The following is a 17,748-nucleotide window of genomic DNA, read 5'->3' as shown; positions in this document are numbered from 1 at the left end:
CTTGTTTATTATATCTTATCAAGACTGGTTTGTCAAGAACTTTTTTCTTTTTGAAAGAAGTTTTTCTTTCAAACAGCTTGTCTATATTAACTCATCATCAAGTATTTGTCAACACTTTTTTAAAATTAATTATTCAAGCAAGCGGAGAAGGAGGGATTTGAACCCTCGCGCCGCTATTAACGACCTGCACCCTTTCCAGGGGTGTCCCTTCGGCCAGCTTGGGTACTTCTCCGAATAGTATTACATATTAACTTGTACTGATGTTCATCAGTAAGCGGAGAGGATGGGATTCGAACCCATGCGCCCTTTCGGACAAACGGTTTTCAAGACCGCCTCGTTATGACCACTTCGATACCTCTCCGTATTTGTTTCGCACGAATCAGTGCAAGAAAGATAATACCATCAACTTTTGCTTCTGTCAACAATTATTTTAACTTTTTTTCATTTTTTTCATCCTGCGGATTTTCAAAAGCATGTTTTAAGTACATTTCAGCAATCAGCATATCCTCCGGTGTCGTAATTTTTATATTACTGTAGCTTCCCTCGATCAGCTTGACCGGCTGATTTGTCATCCGCTCTACCACCATTGCATCATCTGTGATAGCTGAATCCTCATTTGCAAGCATTTTGTGGTATGCCTCATATATGAGTGGATATGAAAAACTCTGTGGTGTCTGTATCTGCCATACTTTTGAGCGTTCCGGCGTCATACCGGCATAGCCGTCTTCATCTGCTATTTTGATCGTGTCTTTTACCGGCATTCCTGCCACACACGCATGGTATTCCTTTACTGCTTCCATAGAACGGCAGATGATATCATAAGTAACCAATGGTCTTGCCCCATCATGGATCAGCACATAGTCTGCTCCATCTGCCGCGCAGAGTCCTGCGTACACGGAATGATAACGCTCGGCTCCTCCCGGCACGATTGCTTTCACTTTACTGATATGATATTTTTCAATGATTTCCCGCTGGCAATATGTTTCCTCATCCGCACCTGTGACAAGAACGATATCTGTGACATCACTTTCTTCAAATGCTTTTAATGCATAATAAAGAACCGGATTTCCTGCCAGTTCAAGGTATTGCTTATGAATATGACTGTGCATTCTTTTTCCGGTTCCACCAGCAAGAACGATTGCTGTAAACTTTTCCATTAGCGTTCTCCAAGTTTTAAATTCGGAACAGCGTTAAGATCTAATCCATCCCTCTGTCCATGTATAAAATCATAATAAGCAGCAACACCGATCATTGCCGCATTATCTGTGCAGAAAATCGGTGACGGATGATAAAACTGTACTCCTTTTTTCTCACATGCCTCCCGCATTCCTTCACGCAGAACTCCATTTGAGGCTACTCCACCCGCAATAGCAAACTTATCCATCTTAAATTCATCAATTGCTTTCATCGCATTTCCGATCAGAACATCTGTCACTGCTTTCTGGAAGGAGGCCGCAACGTCTGCCTGCACGATAGGGATCCCTTTCATCTGACAACCATTGAGATAATTTAACACTGCTGATTTCAGACCGCTGAAGCTGAAATCATATGGACCATCTGCGATTTTTGCACGTGGGAACTCCATCGCATGCGGATTTCCCTCATGTGACACTTTTTCAATCTTAGGTCCTCCCGGATAACCGAGTCCGATCGCTCTTGCAACTTTATCAAACGCCTCTCCGGCTGCATCATCCCTTGTTCGTCCTAATATCTCATATTTTCCGTAATCCAAAACCTTTACAAGATGTGTATGTCCCCCGGATACAACAAGACACAAAAATGGTGGTTCCAGATCTTTATTTTCGATGTAATTTGCACTGATATGCCCTTCGATATGATGTACTCCGACCAGCGGAATATTTTTTGCATAACTGATTGCCTTTGCCTCTGCAACCCCGACTAACAACGCTCCTACAAGTCCCGGTCCATATGTAACACCGATCGCATCAATGTCATCTAATGTCATATCAGCGTCACTAAGAGCCTGCTCAATGACCTGATTAATCTTTTCAATATGTTTACGCGAAGCAATCTCCGGCACGACACCACCATACAATGTATGAAGTGCAATCTGTGATGAGATCACATTGGATCTTACATCCCTGCCGTTTACCACAACTGCTGCTGCAGTTTCATCACATGAACTTTCTATTGCAAGAATTTTTATCTCCCTGTCACTCATCTTCCGTATCTCCTTCGGTCTGATAAAATACTAAAATCTTCCATTTTCCATCATTGTCTTTTCTAAGTACATAGGTCTGATTTGTACGTGTAAAACTTTTATTTTCGTCCACAAAATAAGATGCCGTCACATAAGCACAGTCATCCCCATCAATCTTCTGATATTTCACCTCATCGCTGCCGCATACTGATGAGGACTCTATTTTTTTCGACTTATCATGATAGTCTTCAATATCTGCTTTCAGGCTTTTAAAGTAATCATCCCTGGAATTATTTTCAAGCAGCTCGTCATCCATCAGAAGCCTTGCCTGATCTCCGAGTTGATATAACTCATCATCTGTGTACTCCTCATCATAAAAACAGGTGATGATACGATTGTAAAATTTCACAACCTCTCTTGGTGTTTCCGGATAATTTTTTTCAAGATTTTTAGTGATCACTTTCTGTACTTCTGTAAGGTTATCACTATTTTCCGCTGAATTGCCTTTTTTCGTTGTAGCATACCAGAAAAGTCCGATAATAACCACAACACAGACAACTGCAAAAATGATTTTCTGTCCATTTTTTTTCATATGAATCCCCCTCTCAATCTTCCTCAAACATCAGCTCCACGCTCTTTCCATCTTTTCCGAGAAATGCGTTAGGAAAAATCTCTCTTACCCGCGGCATATAATCTTCCGCATGCACAAGTGACGGTGAAAAATGTGTCAGCCACATCTCTGTTGCCTCTGCTTTCTTTGCCACTTCTGCCGCTTCATAAAATGTCATATGCTTGTATTGTTTTGCTTTCGCGATTTTTTCTTTTTCTGCATACATTCCCTCACAGATCAGAAGATCTGATTTTTTTGCAGAAGCAACCAATGATTCTGTCGGTCTTGTATCGGTACAATACGTTACTTTGATTCCTTTTCGCGCTGCACCAAGCACCATGTCCGGGGTATAATGCGCCCCATCTTCTGTGGTGATCTCTTCCCCTTTTTGAAGTCTGTTCCAGTATTTCTGCGGAATCTCATGCTCTTTTGCACGCTCCACAGAGAATCTTCCGGCACGTCTGATCTCCACCGTATACCCATAACAGATAATATTATGGTTAACACGGAATGCATGGATATGATATCCGTTTATTTCTATATCGGCTTCCTGTTCTGTTATTTCAATATATCGTATTTCAAACGGCAGTTCCGGTGCGATCGTTCTTAGTGCCCCGACCACGCGTTCTAATCCCTTTGGTCCTATCATAGTAAGAGGCTCTGTCCGCTCTGCATTTCCCATAGAAAGGAGTAATCCTGGCAATCCACTGATATGATCCGCATGATAATGCGTAAAACATATCACATCGATCGGTTTAAATGTCCATCCTTTTTCTTTGATCGCGATCTGGGTTCCCTCCCCACAATCAATGAGTAAACTGCTTCCATTATAACGCATCAATGACGCTGTCAGCCACCGGTGCGGCAATGGCATCATCCCTGCAGTTCCCAAAAGACATACGTCTAACATACAATCCTCCTTGTTTTGCGGAGCAAAATCCGAGCCCATTGGCGAGGAGAGGATTTTACTCCTTGTTTTGCGGAGCAAAATGCAGGTTATACAAATTCCGTTACCTGTTCTTCCTCCGGCGGTATCACAAATTTTCCCACCATTTTTTCATAACAGGACTCACAGATATCCATTCTGTGTATCCGTCCATCCTTTTTATCAGAAAAATATCCCCATTCCTTCTCCACAGTAAGAAATGAAGTATGGTCTTTTTCAGATAACATACAAATTACTTTTCCACAACAGTTACAGTAAATTTTCTGATCTTTTCTGCTCATTTTTTTAAGCCTTCCCATTCTGTGATACAGGCAGACATTTTCTATGAATGCCCGGCATGCTGTAACATTCATGTACAGTACACTAGATATCTATATTATATAAGCAATATCATACCTTATGTAGTGGGAATTACTGGCTGCCGGTCACAATTACTGGCCATATATCATAATATAGGCATCCTCTTTCGGAAGTTCATAAAACTCTTTCCTCACACCATGATTCACAAACCCATTGCGCTCATACAGGCGGATCGCACTGTCGTTCGAGCAGCGGACTTCAAGTACAATTTTGCCAACTGAACGGCTCTCAGCCTCTTTTTTCGCTTCCGCAAGCAGCATGCCGCCAATTCCCCTGCACCGCATTTCCGGTGCAACCGCTACATTGGTAATTTCTCCTTCATCAATTGAAAGATACATTCCAATATAACCAAGGATCTTATTATTTTCCTCTGCGACAAGAAAAACCGTATTCGGCAGACTTAATGAATCCACAAATCCCTGATAGCTCCAAGGCTGTGAAAAAATGGCTCTTTCCAGTTCGCTTACCTGTTCTGCATCTTTTACCTGCATGGCTCTGACTGTGATCATGCTAATCCGCCCTCTTTTCGTTCCCGCTCCGCCTGGGACAATCTTAAATATTCCGGCTTATGCTCTGCAGCGGTCGTGGCTTTTCCCTCAGAAAAATATTTCATGCCAAGCGCTGCAACGGCTCCTGCTCTCTGTTTATTGACATGTGCAGGAGCAAACGTATACGGCACATTGCAGTTTTCTGCAATATATTCTTTGAATACCGGCACTCCGTCCCCTAAAAATGTGACCGGCTGTTCAAACTCATTTACAATCGAAATAATTTCATCTATACCAACTGCACACTGTTCTTTCAACACTTCCATCTCATTGCCTTCAAAAGAGTACAAACCTGTGTAAGTCTGATTTCTTCTGGCATCCATAAGCGGGCACACAAGTCCTGCATGTCCGACCAGATTATAGGCAAGCGCATCAACAGTCGGCACATTGACGATCGGCTTATCTAATGCAAGTCCGAGCCCTTTTGCAGTTGCCGAGCCGATCCGAAGACCGGTAAATGATCCAGGGCCACCTGCGATCGCGATCGCATCGATCGTATTCAAATCCAGTTCTATCATTTTTGCCACTTCATCTAACATTGGCAGAAGTGTCTGTGAATGTGTTTTTTTATAATTGACAGTATACTCTCCAAGCATGTTATCATCACATACGATAGCCACGCTTGCCACAAGTCCTGAACTGTCTAATCCCAAAATCTTCATTGTAAGCTCCATTCCCGCATGAACAAACTATTTTAGCAGCCCTCATGCTCTTTTATGGTAATTTTCCGGTAATCAAAACCTTTTTCCAGATTCTTTTCAATCGTCACATCATATCGTTTATCCGGAAGGATTTCTTCGATCAGGTTTGCCCACTCGATCATGCACAAACCCTCCCCGTAAAAATAATCCTCGTAGCCGATCTCATCCATTTCCTCGATATCACCGATCCGGTATACATCAAAATGGTAAAATGGTATTCTGCCTTCTTCATACACCTGTACGATCGTAAATGTCGGACTTGATACCGGTTCTGTAATCCCAAGTCCGTCTGCGATTCCCTGTGTAAAGACAGTCTTTCCAACGCCAAGATCTCCCACTAGTGTATACACATCTCCCGGTTCTGCCTTCTCCCCGATCTTCTTTCCAAGCGCATGTGTCTCTGCTGCGGAAAATGTCTCATAAACGGTTTCTTTCATCATTCCGTCCTCCATTTACTTCAACTTTACCCTGTACTTCGGCAGCTTATCCTTTGCAAGGTCTGCAAGACTGCGATATTTCTCCCCTAACTGCTGCCTGGGTATCACATAAGCATTTATGCGGTTACTGTAGACCAGCACATTATTTTTCGTAGACACCATTTTATAAATCTGATCCCACAAAAGCTTCGCGTCTGCATCCCCCTGTTTTACAGTTATCCCTTCTTCATCCACGCAGTAATGCAGGCTGTTCTTCAACACCTCAGATGCTGCAATACGCTGTTTTGAGCGAAGATAAAGTGTGACCGGCATATAAAATAAGATCAGCACTCCAAGCAAACTGCCAAGAACTGCATAGGACAACCCGCGTTCACTATATTTCGTACCTGCCGCAATAAAGCAGATCACTGCTGCGATCACGGAAATCCATCCGGATGCACCGGTATAGGTCTGGTACATGTTAAAACGAAACATATCCTTTGCGGTCAATGTTATATCAAATTCCAATCTCATCGTCAATCCCCCGCCATTTTAGAATCAGCTTAGTATAACATTTTTTGAAAAAAAAGAAAAGACGCATTTCCTGCGTCTTTTCTCCTGAAAAACAAAGTTGCTGTCTTACCGATACCGGCAAATACCGAAATCAGCTTCACTGCTTATGACTGTCTTCCTTTTAAAATCGGAGAAATGTGTTTGTAAGTCACAAATGTAATGACTACGGAAAACATTCCTTTGACAAAGGTAAACGGCATGTTAAAGCAGATCAGGCACTGTAAAATGCTCTTCATTGACGGAGCGATCAGCTGATATGCTCCGAGTACTGCCTCCTGCGGCATGAAGTTGTAATATACCGGATATACAAGGAAGTAGTTAGAAACTACACTGAAAGCTCCCATGATCACTGCTCCAAGTACGGAACCGATGAGTGCGGTCGTTCTTGTCTTTTTGTGTTTGTAAAGAAGCCCTGCCGGCAGTACAAATGCCACACCAAGAATAAAGTTTGAAAGTTCTCCTACGCCACCCGTAGATGTAATGAACAGATGAAGAACATTCTTAACCAGACAGATGATCACGCCACAGAGCGGTCCCATGGCAAATGATCCGATCAGTGCCGGAAGTTCTGAGAGATCCATTTTGATAAATGACGGCATAAACGGCACGGAAAAATCCAGAAACATCAGGATATATGCCACTGCTGAGAGCATTGCTGTCACTGTCAGATATCTCACATTGACTCTTTTTACGGTTACTGTTTTGTTTGTTGCATCCATTTCACTCGTCTCCTTTTCTCTTTCGGAAAATATACGAGGGATTGTAAGCGTGTTTACACAATAAAACCCCAGATGTACAAATCATCCGGGGTTCTCATGTAACAGAAACGTCTTTGCTGACGTCTTATCATTCACATGCTTATCTTCTCTCATCCAGACTATACTGTCGGTTCCGGAATCTCACCGGATCAGCTGCCTTAGCAGGTCACGGACTTTGTAAATGAATCTGATCCTATAAGATCAGCACTCTCTACGTCACCGTCGGTCGGGAATCTGCAAATCTTACTGCATCACCCTGCCCCGAAGAATTAATATTATTTTTTTCGTGTTCTATTGTATGCATCTTTTGCGTATCTGTCAACCATTAATTTTCATGGTCAGTGCAATACGCTGTTTTTTCAGATCAACATCCAGTACTTTGACCTCAACAATATCACCGACACTTACCACCTCAAGCGGATGTTTGATAAAGCGGTCACACATCTGTGAAATATGTACCAGACCATCCTGATGTACTCCGATATCCACAAATGCACCAAAATCAATGACATTCCGGACTGTTCCTTTCAGAATCATTCCAGGTTTTAAATCTTTCATGTCAAGCACATCACTGCGCAGGATCGGTTTTGGCATATCCTCTCTTGGATCACGCGCCGGTTTTTCAAGTTCTTTTACGATATCCTGCAGTGTGATCTCGCCTACCCCAAGCTCTTCCGCCAGTTTTTTATAATCGGATATTTTCCCTGAAATGCCGTCTAATCTGCGTTCTTTCACATCATCTGTCGTATATCCGAGACGCTCTAACAGTGTCTTTGCTGCTGCATAACTTTCCGGGTGCACACCTGTTGCATCCAGCGGATTTTTTCCATCGTTGATGCGCAGGAAACCTGCACACTGCTCATATGCTTTTGGTCCTAATTTTGCAACTTTCAAAAGCTGGTTTCTCGCCTCAAAACGGCCATTTTCTTCACGGTATGCAACAATATTTTTTGCAACTGCCTTGCTGATGCCGGAAATATATTCAAGCAATGATGCCGACGCAGTGTTTAAATCAACACCGACTCTGTTTACGCAATCCTCTACAACTCCACCGAGTGCTTCACTTAGCTTTTTCTGGTTCATGTCATGCTGATACTGACCTACACCGATGGATTTCGGATCGATTTTTACAAGCTCCGCCAAAGGATCCTGCAGACGGCGTGCCATGGATGCTGCGCTTCGCTGTCCAACATCAAACTGCGGAAACTCCTCCGTTGCAAGCTTACTTGCAGAATAGACAGATGCCCCTGCCTCGTTGACGATGATGTACTGCACTTTCACCGGTATCTCTTTTAATAACTCTACAATGACCTGCTCGGACTCGCGGGATGCTGTACCGTTTCCAAGCGAGATCAGCGTAATATGATATTTTGAGATCAGCTTCTTTAAAACTGCTTTTGCTTCTTCTACCTTATTCTGTGGTGCGGTCGGATAAATGACTGTGGTATCAAGCACTTTTCCGGTCTGATCCACCACGGCAAGTTTACAGCCGGTACGGAATGCCGGATCCCAGCCAAGCACAACCTGTCCTGCAATTGGAGGCTGCATCAAAAGCTGCTCTAAGTTCTTGCCAAATACTTTGATTGCCCCGTCCTCTGCCTTTTCGGTCAGGTCACTGCGGATCTCACGCTCAATGGCTGGCGCGATCAGACGGTCATAGGCATCTTCTATCACTTCTTTTAATACCGGAGTTGTCTGTGGATTGTCACGCACGATCACCTTTTTTTCAAGGTATCGCAAAATATCCTCGACCGGTGCCTCAATTTTTACCGTTAAAAATTTTTCATTTTCTCCACGATTTAATGCTAAAATACGGTGCCCTGCAAGTTTTGCTACCGGCTCATCAAATTCATAGTACATCTCGTAAACAGACTCTGCCTCAGGATCTTTCGCAGCAGAAACCAAACGTCCTTTTTTGACAGTCAGATCACGAATACGGCTTCGGTAATCTGCCTCGTCTGAAATACTTTCTGCAATGATATCTTTTGCTCCTGCGATCGCATCTGAGGCACTCATCACTTCTTTTTCCGGATCAACAAATTTTTCTGCTTCTTCCTCTAAAGATGTATTTAACATCTGCAGGGTAATGATACTGGCAAGCGGCTCTAACCCTTTTTCTTTCGCGATCGTTGCCCTGGTGCGGCGTTTTGGTTTATAAGGACGATACAGATCTTCCACCACGACCATCGTCTCTGCCGCTAATATCTGTGCTTTTAACTCATCGGTCAGTTTTCCCTGTTCCTCGATGCTTGCAAGAACCGTCTCTTTACGTTCTTCGAGATTTCTTAAATAAGTCAGTCTCTCATATAAGTTACGAAGTACCTCATCATTGAGTGCTCCGGTTGCCTCCTTACGGTAACGGGCGATAAATGGAATTGTATTTCCCTCGTCGATCAGCTTTACAGCTGCTTCAGTCTGATTTTTACGGATTCCGAGTTCTTCGGAAATCTTTGCAATAATATCCATAGCTGCTCCTTTTTCTTTCACCGGTCTCCATTTTTTCTCCGGCACAGTATATCTATTATAGCGAAATATCCACATGGATTCAAGGTGGCGTTGTTTTTTTCCACATTGCATGATACACTATTGTTAGTATTTGCAAGAATGGAGATTTTTATGGATCATCAATTTTACAGACCAATGCCAGACCGGCGTTCAAAACATATGGAAAATCTTTCCTTTATCATGGGCATCATTGCACTATCAACATTTTGTCTGGTTTATCCTGCACTGATCTGCGGGGCACTCGGCATTGTATTTGCACTGCTCTCACGCGGCGGTGAGACAACCTTTAGCAGCCGTGCCAAACTTGGACTTGCTTTAAGCAGCGTAGCACTTGGTATCATTATTCTGCTGTTAATCTATTCCGTCGTATTCGCCAACGTTTATTATGGCGGCATAGAAAATATGATGCGGGAGAGCTGCAAGTCTTTAGGAATTGATTATAATATGCTGTTTCCGCAGAATTGAGTTCTGATATTTTAAATAAATAGCGGCTTTAAATTTTATAAAAGATTTATACCCCAGAAAAACCGAACCAAATTTTTTATCGCACAGTTAACAATAAGAATCGCAAGTCCGATCCAGAGATACCGGTCTTTATAGTGCATTGCAACTGATAGTTTATGCTGTGAGAGCCGCTCAATTGTCTGGCTGATCAGAAACCATCCACATAATACCGCTGCGTATAACACAAACGGATGCTCAAAAAATGATATCAGAAAATGTCCCTGAAAGAGGGCACGTACCGCTCTGGTTCCTCCGCAGCCCGGACAGTAATAGCCGGTTACGGCGTGGAACAGGCATGGGTAGAGATAGTTTTCAATACGAAAGCCAGTTATTTGAGAAATGAGCAGATACATGCAGCAGATGGCTGCGCTGCTCAGACCAAGAATATATAAAATGTCATCTATTTTTTTCTGTTCATAAGTGTTTCTTTTTTCCATTCTCCACATTATATCAGAAATCCGTATCTATACAACCCCCTGCCACCTATGCTATAATTTATTCTAATCGCAGCAGAACTGCTGTATGATCTAAAAGGAGTTATTCACTGAATGAAACGCACATCAAAAGAACTCAAACGTATTGCACGTGATATTTTAAATGACAGATACCGTATTCCTATGGCAGCTTTTGTTGCCACAACACTGATCGCAACTGTGATCGAATCTCCTTTTTCCTTTTCCATGGGCGATAATCCGACAAATATGCAGCTTGTGATCTCACTGATTGCAGAACTTCTCATATCCGTTGTCAGTTTTGTATTAGGATGTGGTGTAGCAAAAGTCCATCTGTCCATGACACGCGGAAATGATTTCAGACTTCGTGATATTTTTGATCCATTCAAAAGAAATACCGACCGCTTTTTTATCGCAGGATTTATATTTTTGCTGATGATCTTTGTCTCCATGCTTCCTGTGATCGGCAGTTTTACTTATGCGGTAATCGTAGATTTTTCACTTACTTCTATTGTGATCACAATAGTAACCGGTATTCTTTCCCTGATCTTAAGCTGCTATTTTATGCTTACCTATCATTTTATCGGATATATTACGCTCGATCATCCTGAGTTAAAATGCCGTGAGGTATTCAAAGAATGCAGACTGCTCATGCACGGAAACCGTATGCGCCTGCTTTATATTATGCTCAGTTTTATCGGATATGGGTTATTAATTCTCTGCTCGTTTGGCATCGCATCCCTCTGGGTTGTTCCTTACCAGACAGAAACACTCGTTATTTTTTATCTGGACTGTACCGGAGAATTGAACCGGATTCCAGTCCGCAGTTATACAAATACTGATACAACCCAATTTTGATTCCACAACGCACTTTCCATCGAAGGTGCGTTTCTTATGGGATAAAACCGCAAAACAAAGGAGGAAAATCCTCTGCTCCTGCATAGGCAGTCGCATTTTGCTCCGCAAAACAAAGGAGGATTTTATGAATCAATCTAATCAGAACAATGAACCCATTCGCGATGCCTCAGTTCTTGGCATGCCAAAGATGCTGCTGCTCGGTCTGCAGCACATGTTCGCCATGTTCGGTGCAACCATCCTTGTCCCGATCTTAGTCAACAGTTACTTCGGGGAAGATGTACTGCATGTACAGGTCACTTTGATCTGCGCCGGTATCGGCACCTTATTTTTCCACTTCTGCACCAAATTTAAAGTTCCGGCTTTTCTTGGTTCTTCTTTTGCATTTTTAGGTGGATATGCAACGATCGCTTCCATGGATTCCGGTGTGTTTGCCGATATGTCAAATGCTGACAAACTGTCCTATGCCTGCGGCGGAGTTGTCGTTGCCGGACTTTTATATCTGATCCTTGCACTGATCATCAAACTTGCCGGCGTCAAAAAAGTCATGCGTTTCCTGCCACCGGTCGTTACCGGTCCGATCATTATCTGCATCGGTTTAAGCCTTGCCGGCTCTGCTGTAAATAACGCATCCAAAAACTGGCTTTTAGCACTGATCGCACTTGCAGTCATTATCATTTTTAATATCTGGGGAAAAGGAATGTTTAAGATCATCCCGATCCTGATGGGTGTTATCATTTCCTACTGTGCCGCTCTCATCTTTAACGCACTTGGCATGACAAATGCGGATGGCTCTGCAATTCTCGATTTTACAAATATTGCGGCAGCTTCCTGGGTTGGTGTTCCTGCATTTTCCATCTGCAGATTCAATATCTCTGCCATCCTTGTGATGGCTCCGATTGCTCTTGCAACCATGATGGAACACATCGGAGATATCTCCGCAATCTCTGCAACTGTAGATCAGAATTTTATCGAAGATCCGGGGCTGCACCGCACATTGATCGGAGATGGTCTTGCAACTGCACTCTCGGCATTCTTTGGTGGTCCTGCCAACACGACCTACGGTGAAAATACCGGTGTTCTTGAATTGAGCCGGGTTCACGATCCGAAAGTCATCCGTCTCGCAGCATGCTATGCGATCATATTAAGTTTCATTCCAAAAATGGCTGAGGTGATCGGTTCCATGCCATCTGCGATCATCGGTGGTGTCAGCTTTATGCTCTACGGCATGATCTCAGCGATCGGTGTCCGGAATGTAGTAGAAAACCACGTTGATTTTACAAAATCAAGAAACCTTATCATCGCAGGTGTCATCTTTGTATGTGGTCTTGGTTTTTCGGACGGTCTTACTTTTACCGTTGCCGGAACTTCCATCACACTCACATCCTTAGCGATCGCTGCGATCGCAGGTATTCTTTTAAATGCGATCCTGCCAGGTAATGATTATCATTTTGGCAAAGATCCAAAGATCGATGCAAACCGCGGTCTTGATATGATCCCGAATCTGCATGAAGATACAAGCTATGCAGATGACGAGGAGTAAATAATCTGTTGTAATAAATAAAAATGCGGTATCTGCAAACACACGGATACCGCATTTTTCTTTCTTATGATTTTCACCTGTTACATTTTTTATCTGCTAAATATAATGAATCTTAATCACGCCAAAATTCGCCGCTCCGCGCAGATACAGTGCTGCAACACTGCTTCCTTCACTGTGTCCTATCGCTTCCACTGCTCCGAAAGAATGTCTCAGTTCATTCTGTACTTTCCATTCTTTTGGAATATAAAGATTGGTCTCTCCAAAATTGTTTTCCACCTCAATTGATGCAGCATCCCCTGCGATCATTGCATTATCAAAATAAACACTCATGCTTCCGAAATTGTTTTCAAGCCGCGCATCACGGAAATGATCCGAATTGATATAACGGATCGCAGAACCAAAATTATTTTCACAGCGGATATGCTCTCCGCTGCACTGTTCACTGTCTGATGCACCTGTTTTTTCATCCCAGTTTATCGTTTTTTCCCAGGAATTTTTCTTTCTCCGGACATCTTTAAAAATCATCGAAAGTCCAATGCTTAAAAGCAATGCTGCACCAAGTATCGTCCAGTTTGTCAGATTCAGTCTTTCCAGACCAAGAGGTTTTCTGTAAATAATACAGATAAATGCAATTGCAAACGTCATGGAATAAAAGTTTACTTCTCTTATTCCATCCACGAACAGCCAGACAAACATGATCGTCATAAAAATACCGGGTAAACCAACACCGATTTCAATCCCGGTACTGCTGGTCACTAAATATACCGCTGCAAGAAATACAAAAAACAGTCCCCATGCAATATTTTTCTTTTTCATTGACATAACCTTCTTTCTTCTAATTTTCTGATCAATGGTTTGTAATAATACCTTGAAACATATACTTTTTTGTGTGTATTCTCAAATGCCACAACGCTCGACGCCGTCAGATTCCGGTTGATGGAAAAAATATGGGTGGTATTTAAGATTGTCGACTTTGACACTCTCATAAAAAATCCAGGAAGAATTTCCTCAAGTTCATACAGTTTGTATCTTGCCTCATACAGATTATTCCCCGTATGTGCCACCACTCCACTGTCTGCCGTCTCAAAAAACAATATGTCGTTCATCGGCAGATAATACTCGGTATTTCCTTTGTATAGAACCATCTTCTGAACTGCACCAGCCGCTTCACTGACTGCTTTTTGTATGGCTGCGATCTGTTCTGTCATACCACGGCAGCGGATGATGACTTCTTCCTCTGCCACCTGCTCATCCATTTCGATTTTGATTTTCATACTAATCTCCATTCTTGCGCTGCTTTTAAGCGCATCACAAGTTTGTGCGAAGCACAAATCTTGCGTATGAAAAATCTTTAATTTTTCATATCATTCTCCAGTACTGTACTGCTTTTCATCTGCAACCCATTTTTGTACTTAAAGCAAACCGGTTTTCTTTCTTACTGACAAGATCATTATAAAAAACGAACCACCTGATGTAAATGTTTTTACACCAAGTGGTTCGTTTTTCTATGGTAAGTGGTAATTATTTTACATGATACGGTTCATTGCAGAAAGTGCTCTGACTGCTGTCTGCAGGTAAGGATTTTCTGTCTCATAGAATTTTCCTTCGTCTGCCTTTTCTGCAAATGCAGGATCTAACGGAATCTTTCCAAATACCGGAAGTGTCAGCTCTGCTGCAACATCCTCAATATGGCTCTCACCGAATAATTTGATCTCCCTGCCACAGTCCGGGCATTTTAAATAACTGAAATTCTCGATCAGTCCCAGTACCGGAACATGCATCATTTCTGCCATATTGTATGCCTTTTTGACAATCATCTGCACCAGTTCCTGCGGTGAGGTAACGATCACAATACCATCGACCGGAAGTGACTGGAATACCGTAAGCGGCACATCACCAGTTCCTGGCGGCATATCAACAAATAAGTAATCAATATCTCCCCAGACAGTCTCATTCCAGAACTGTTTTACCACACCTGCGATCACAGGTCCTCTCCAGATGACCGGGTCTTCCTCATTATCCAAAAGCAGATTGACGGACATTACTTTGATACCGTTTTCTGCTTCAAGCGGGATCATTCCCTCCTCTGTACCTACAACCTGACCATGTACACCGAGCATTTTCGGAATGGATGGTCCTGTGATATCCGCATCCATGATGCCAACTTTATAGCCGGCCTGTTTCATTGCACATGCAAGTGATGCCGTCACAAACGATTTGCCGACTCCACCTTTTCCGCTGACAACTCCGATTACTTTTTTTACATTGGATGATGGATTCATCGGTTCTTTTGCGATTCCGTTTCCACCTTTTGCTTTGCTCGGACAGCCTTCACAGCTCTCCCTGCTACAGCTTGATGCGCTGCTGCAACTACTATTTTCTGCCATGTCTCATACACTCCTTTTTATCTTCATTCCTGCAGATATTTTATTCTGCCCAATCTTATCTTTCTGATTCCTGTGCCCGCTTTTTAAATATCTCCTGCAATGACTCCGTATAAGGTGCCCGTGCGATTCCGTATTCCGTCACAATTCCAGCGATCAGTTCATGATCTGTCACATCAAATGCCGGATTAAACACCTTTACATCCTTTGGTGCCATGCGCTCTTTGTACCACATCTCAGTCACTTCCTCTGCCGGACGCTGCTCGATATTAATATCGGCTCCTGTCTTTGTATTAAGGTCGATCGTTGAAGTCGGTGCACAGATATAAACCGGTACATTATAATATTTTGCTACTGCTGCAACCACGGATGTTCCGATCTTGTTTGCCGTATCACCGTTCGCTGCCACGCGGTCGCAGCCGACGAATACTGCATTGACCCATCCATTTTTCATAACCGTTGCAGACATATTATCACAGATCAGGGTAACATCCACTCCGGAGGACTGTAATTCAAATGCCGTCAGTCTTGCCCCTTGTAACAGTGGTCTTGTCTCATCTGCAAACACTTTAAAATGATAGCCCTTTTCTTCCCCAAGATAGATCGGTGCTGTTGCCGTGCCATACTTGCTGGTTGCAAGCTGTCCGGCATTACAGTGGGTTAAAATGCCATCTCCCGGTTTTACCAGTGTCAGACCATATTCGCCGATCTTTCTGCAGACACGGATATCCTCCTGCCAGATCTCTATTGCCTCTTCTTTTAAATATTCTTTGATTCTCGCCACATTCTCATCGGCATGCGCTTCTAAAACGCCCTGCATCCGGTTAAGCGCCCAGCTTAAATTAACCGCTGTCGGTCTTGCAGATTCTAAATACTCTTTCTGTTTTATAAACTCATCATGAAAAGTATCATAATCTGCCGCGCCGCTCTGTTTTGCCAGAAGATAGATTCCAAATGCCGCTGCAACCCCGATCGCCGGAGCTCCCCTTACCTTAAGCAGGTAAATGGCATCCCAGATCTCTTCCGCTGTCTTTAAAGCGATCAGCTCTATCTTTCCCGGAAGTTTCGTCTGATCGATGATAATAATTGCATTATTTTCATCATCTAAGCGCACCGTATCATAATTCATGATATTGTCATTTTCTTTGCACTGCTGCATCTTCGTGACCTGTGCCTTTCTTCTTTTTTCCACTTCTTTTTATTATACACGCGAAAGAAACAATTTTAAAGTCTAACGCCGGTACTTTTTAAGAAACAAAAACGAAGGGAACATTATCTGCCCCCTCCTTTTAATGCTCTTTTCTTTTCATACATTTTAACACCTGCACGGGATCTCGCCGCTTCGAAATCCATATCCTTCTCTGCATCAAATCCGGCAAAACCATAGGCAATCTGTATCTTTGGAATCGTATGGCTCTGATTAAACTCCTGCTGTTCCAATTCAAGTTCTTTCAGTCTTTCTTCCAGATCAAAACCACCCCTGTTTTGAATGACAGTGCAGAACTCATCACCACCAATGCGGTAACATCTTCCATGGCTGCCAAATACACGCGAAATGATCTCAGCAGCATTTTTGATATAAGAATCACCCATCGCATGCCCCATCGTATCATTGCAGTGTTTTAAATTATTCAGGTCAAATGTCACGATCAGTGTTCCATCTGCCTGTTGTTTTTCTTTTACCCATTCATCATAAGAATTACGGTTATACAGACCGGTCAGCACACCAAATCTTCCAATGATATCTGTCTTAATCCCAGGATTCCTGTCAGTTGAAGCAGCATCTGAATAACAAAATTAAGATATGCCATGACACAGATCGTCTCTGAAATCCATCTGTCTTTTATTTTCCAGAAACACTTCATAAACTGAACAAACGGCGGTATCATCAACATCAGTGAAACTGCCGAAACAAATGCACATGCCGTCCGGCTTGAAATCAGGATCGTTGCCATCTTTGTTTCATTAAAAGTCCATATCCCCGTCAATAACGCAAAGACACCAAAATATGAAATATCACGTTCGATTGGAACTCTTTTATGCGCCATCAGCCAGTATCCGATTAAAACAACACCCACCATAATTTCGAGCAGGCTGACAATAACCTCGGCTTCTGAACTGTATAACAAATATTTATACATCCGTCCGGTATCCCCGGCATAAAAATCAATCTTTTTCTGACGGACCTGCGGATATGCTGCCCGGACGATCACAGTAAGTTGTTCTGTCTCTGACGGTATATCCACAAAATTCCATATCACTCCCGGCGAATTGCCAAAAACCGAGTGTAACTGTTCCACCGAATATATCAGCTTGTCATCCGCATATACCCAGACAGCCATATGCGATGTAAAAAAACGCACACAATGCCCTGTATCACTTATTTCCTGCGTAGAAAATACAATACGCATTCGATATCCTGTTTTTTATCT

21 protein-coding genes, 2 tRNA genes and 1 riboswitch are annotated in these 17,748 nt (G+C 42.8%); of the genes, 3 read left to right on the top strand and 20 right to left on the bottom strand.

What is annotated here, in order from left to right:
* Window positions 1–142 precede the first annotated feature (142 nt).
* The 13 genes from DXA60_RS16140 to DXA60_RS16080 all read right to left on the bottom strand — a co-directional run bounded on the left by DXA60_RS16140 (window position 143) and on the right by DXA60_RS16080 (window position 9,539).
* Window positions 143–232, bottom strand: a tRNA-Ser gene (locus DXA60_RS16140).
* Between the two features lie 43 nt (window positions 233–275).
* A tRNA-Ser gene (locus DXA60_RS16135) sits at window positions 276–361 on the bottom strand.
* A 64-nt stretch (window positions 362–425) separates the two neighbouring features.
* Window positions 426–1,157 carry a 2-C-methyl-D-erythritol 4-phosphate cytidylyltransferase gene (gene ispD / locus DXA60_RS16130; RefSeq protein ID WP_117922344.1) on the bottom strand — a complete coding sequence of 244 codons (732 nt, stop codon included), beginning with the start codon at window positions 1,155–1,157 and terminating at the stop codon, window positions 426–428.
* Window positions 1,157–2,182, bottom strand: coding sequence for a tRNA (adenosine(37)-N6)-threonylcarbamoyltransferase complex transferase subunit TsaD (tsaD, locus tag DXA60_RS16125; protein ID WP_117922343.1), 1,026 nt, complete (start codon window positions 2,180–2,182; stop codon window positions 1,157–1,159). Before tsaD ends, ispD begins: the two co-directional genes overlap by 1 nt.
* Window positions 2,175–2,753, bottom strand: coding sequence for a DUF6715 family protein (locus DXA60_RS16120; RefSeq protein ID WP_243006927.1), 579 nt, complete (start codon window positions 2,751–2,753; stop codon window positions 2,175–2,177). The genes tsaD and DXA60_RS16120 overlap by 8 nt, the downstream gene beginning before the upstream one ends.
* A gap of 13 nt (window positions 2,754–2,766) precedes the next feature.
* Window positions 2,767–3,681 carry a ribonuclease Z gene (locus DXA60_RS16115; RefSeq protein WP_117922341.1) on the bottom strand — a complete coding sequence of 305 codons (915 nt, stop codon included), beginning with the start codon at window positions 3,679–3,681 and terminating at the stop codon, window positions 2,767–2,769.
* 86 nt (window positions 3,682–3,767) lie between these two features.
* Window positions 3,768–3,998, bottom strand: coding sequence for a hypothetical protein (locus tag DXA60_RS16110; protein ID WP_117922346.1), 231 nt, complete (start codon window positions 3,996–3,998; stop codon window positions 3,768–3,770).
* Between the two features lie 150 nt (window positions 3,999–4,148).
* Window positions 4,149–4,586 carry a ribosomal protein S18-alanine N-acetyltransferase gene (rimI, locus tag DXA60_RS16105; protein WP_117922340.1) on the bottom strand — a complete coding sequence of 146 codons (438 nt, stop codon included), beginning with the start codon at window positions 4,584–4,586 and terminating at the stop codon, window positions 4,149–4,151.
* The gene (tsaB, locus tag DXA60_RS16100; protein ID WP_186900533.1) at window positions 4,583–5,287 is read right to left on the bottom strand and encodes a tRNA (adenosine(37)-N6)-threonylcarbamoyltransferase complex dimerization subunit type 1 TsaB; all 705 of its coding nucleotides are present in this window, start codon (window positions 5,285–5,287) and stop codon (window positions 4,583–4,585) included. The genes rimI and tsaB overlap by 4 nt, the downstream gene beginning before the upstream one ends.
* Window positions 5,288–5,319: 32 nt before the next feature.
* Window positions 5,320–5,763, bottom strand: coding sequence for a tRNA (adenosine(37)-N6)-threonylcarbamoyltransferase complex ATPase subunit type 1 TsaE (tsaE, locus tag DXA60_RS16095; RefSeq protein WP_117922338.1), 444 nt, complete (start codon window positions 5,761–5,763; stop codon window positions 5,320–5,322).
* 15 nt (window positions 5,764–5,778) lie between these two features.
* Window positions 5,779–6,276: a YcxB family protein gene (locus tag DXA60_RS16090; RefSeq protein WP_117922337.1), complete on the bottom strand. Its 498-nt coding sequence runs from the start codon at window positions 6,274–6,276 to the stop codon at window positions 5,779–5,781.
* Window positions 6,277–6,419: 143 nt separating this feature from the next.
* Window positions 6,420–7,034, bottom strand: a complete 615-nt coding sequence (locus DXA60_RS16085) for an ECF transporter S component (protein WP_117922336.1) — start codon at window positions 7,032–7,034, stop codon at window positions 6,420–6,422.
* Between the two features lie 137 nt (window positions 7,035–7,171).
* Window positions 7,172–7,346, bottom strand: a riboswitch (FMN riboswitch).
* Window positions 7,347–7,391: 45 nt separating this feature from the next.
* Window positions 7,392–9,539, bottom strand: coding sequence for a Tex family protein (locus DXA60_RS16080; protein ID WP_186900546.1), 2,148 nt, complete (start codon window positions 9,537–9,539; stop codon window positions 7,392–7,394).
* 150 nt (window positions 9,540–9,689) lie between these two features.
* Between DXA60_RS16080 and DXA60_RS16075 the strand changes: the two genes are divergently transcribed.
* Window positions 9,690–10,043, top strand: coding sequence for a hypothetical protein (locus DXA60_RS16075; RefSeq protein ID WP_243006926.1), 354 nt, complete (start codon window positions 9,690–9,692; stop codon window positions 10,041–10,043).
* 35 nt (window positions 10,044–10,078) lie between these two features.
* On the opposite strand, the gene DXA60_RS16070 is transcribed toward DXA60_RS16075, so the two are convergent.
* Window positions 10,079–10,519: a DUF2752 domain-containing protein gene (locus DXA60_RS16070; RefSeq protein ID WP_117922345.1), complete on the bottom strand. Its 441-nt coding sequence runs from the start codon at window positions 10,517–10,519 to the stop codon at window positions 10,079–10,081.
* 111 nt (window positions 10,520–10,630) lie between these two features.
* Here DXA60_RS16070 and DXA60_RS16065 point away from each other — a divergent pair, with 111 nt between their 5' ends.
* Together DXA60_RS16065 and DXA60_RS16060 are read left to right on the top strand one after the other, a co-directional pair.
* Complete coding sequence (locus DXA60_RS16065) at window positions 10,631–11,392, top strand: DUF975 family protein (protein WP_117922333.1); 762 nt, start codon at window positions 10,631–10,633, stop codon at window positions 11,390–11,392.
* Between the two features lie 124 nt (window positions 11,393–11,516).
* Window positions 11,517–12,932 (top strand): uracil-xanthine permease family protein, encoded by a 1,416-nt coding sequence (locus DXA60_RS16060; protein WP_117922332.1) that lies wholly within the window; start codon window positions 11,517–11,519, stop codon window positions 12,930–12,932.
* A gap of 96 nt (window positions 12,933–13,028) precedes the next feature.
* Here DXA60_RS16060 and DXA60_RS16055 read toward each other — a convergent pair whose 3' ends face one another.
* The 6 genes from DXA60_RS16055 to DXA60_RS16030 all read right to left on the bottom strand — a co-directional run bounded on the left by DXA60_RS16055 (window position 13,029) and on the right by DXA60_RS16030 (window position 17,727).
* The gene (locus DXA60_RS16055) at window positions 13,029–13,748 is read right to left on the bottom strand and encodes a LiaF transmembrane domain-containing protein (RefSeq protein ID WP_117922331.1); all 720 of its coding nucleotides are present in this window, start codon (window positions 13,746–13,748) and stop codon (window positions 13,029–13,031) included.
* Window positions 13,745–14,206, bottom strand: a complete 462-nt coding sequence (locus DXA60_RS16050) for a LytTR family DNA-binding domain-containing protein (RefSeq protein WP_117922330.1) — start codon at window positions 14,204–14,206, stop codon at window positions 13,745–13,747. The genes DXA60_RS16055 and DXA60_RS16050 overlap by 4 nt, the downstream gene beginning before the upstream one ends.
* 252 nt (window positions 14,207–14,458) lie before the next feature.
* A complete protein-coding gene (locus tag DXA60_RS16045) occupies window positions 14,459–15,319 on the bottom strand; it encodes an Mrp/NBP35 family ATP-binding protein (RefSeq protein ID WP_117922329.1) in 861 nt (286 codons plus the stop codon).
* A 55-nt stretch (window positions 15,320–15,374) separates the two neighbouring features.
* Window positions 15,375–16,475, bottom strand: a complete 1,101-nt coding sequence (gene mtnA / locus DXA60_RS16040) for an S-methyl-5-thioribose-1-phosphate isomerase (protein WP_117922328.1) — start codon at window positions 16,473–16,475, stop codon at window positions 15,375–15,377.
* A gap of 113 nt (window positions 16,476–16,588) precedes the next feature.
* Window positions 16,589–17,041 carry a GGDEF domain-containing protein gene (locus tag DXA60_RS16035; protein WP_158570890.1) on the bottom strand — a complete coding sequence of 151 codons (453 nt, stop codon included), beginning with the start codon at window positions 17,039–17,041 and terminating at the stop codon, window positions 16,589–16,591.
* Window positions 17,035–17,727 (bottom strand): hypothetical protein, encoded by a 693-nt coding sequence (locus DXA60_RS16030; protein WP_117922326.1) that lies wholly within the window; start codon window positions 17,725–17,727, stop codon window positions 17,035–17,037. The genes DXA60_RS16035 and DXA60_RS16030 overlap by 7 nt, the downstream gene beginning before the upstream one ends.
* Between the last annotated feature and the right edge of the window lie 21 nt (window positions 17,728–17,748).

Source organism: Roseburia sp. OF03-24, assembly GCF_003463035.1.
GTDB lineage: Bacteria > Bacillota > Clostridia > Lachnospirales > Lachnospiraceae > Roseburia > Roseburia rectibacter.
The sequence above is the reverse complement of the archived record's forward strand: the minus strand, read 5'-3'. Positions and strand labels throughout refer to the sequence as shown.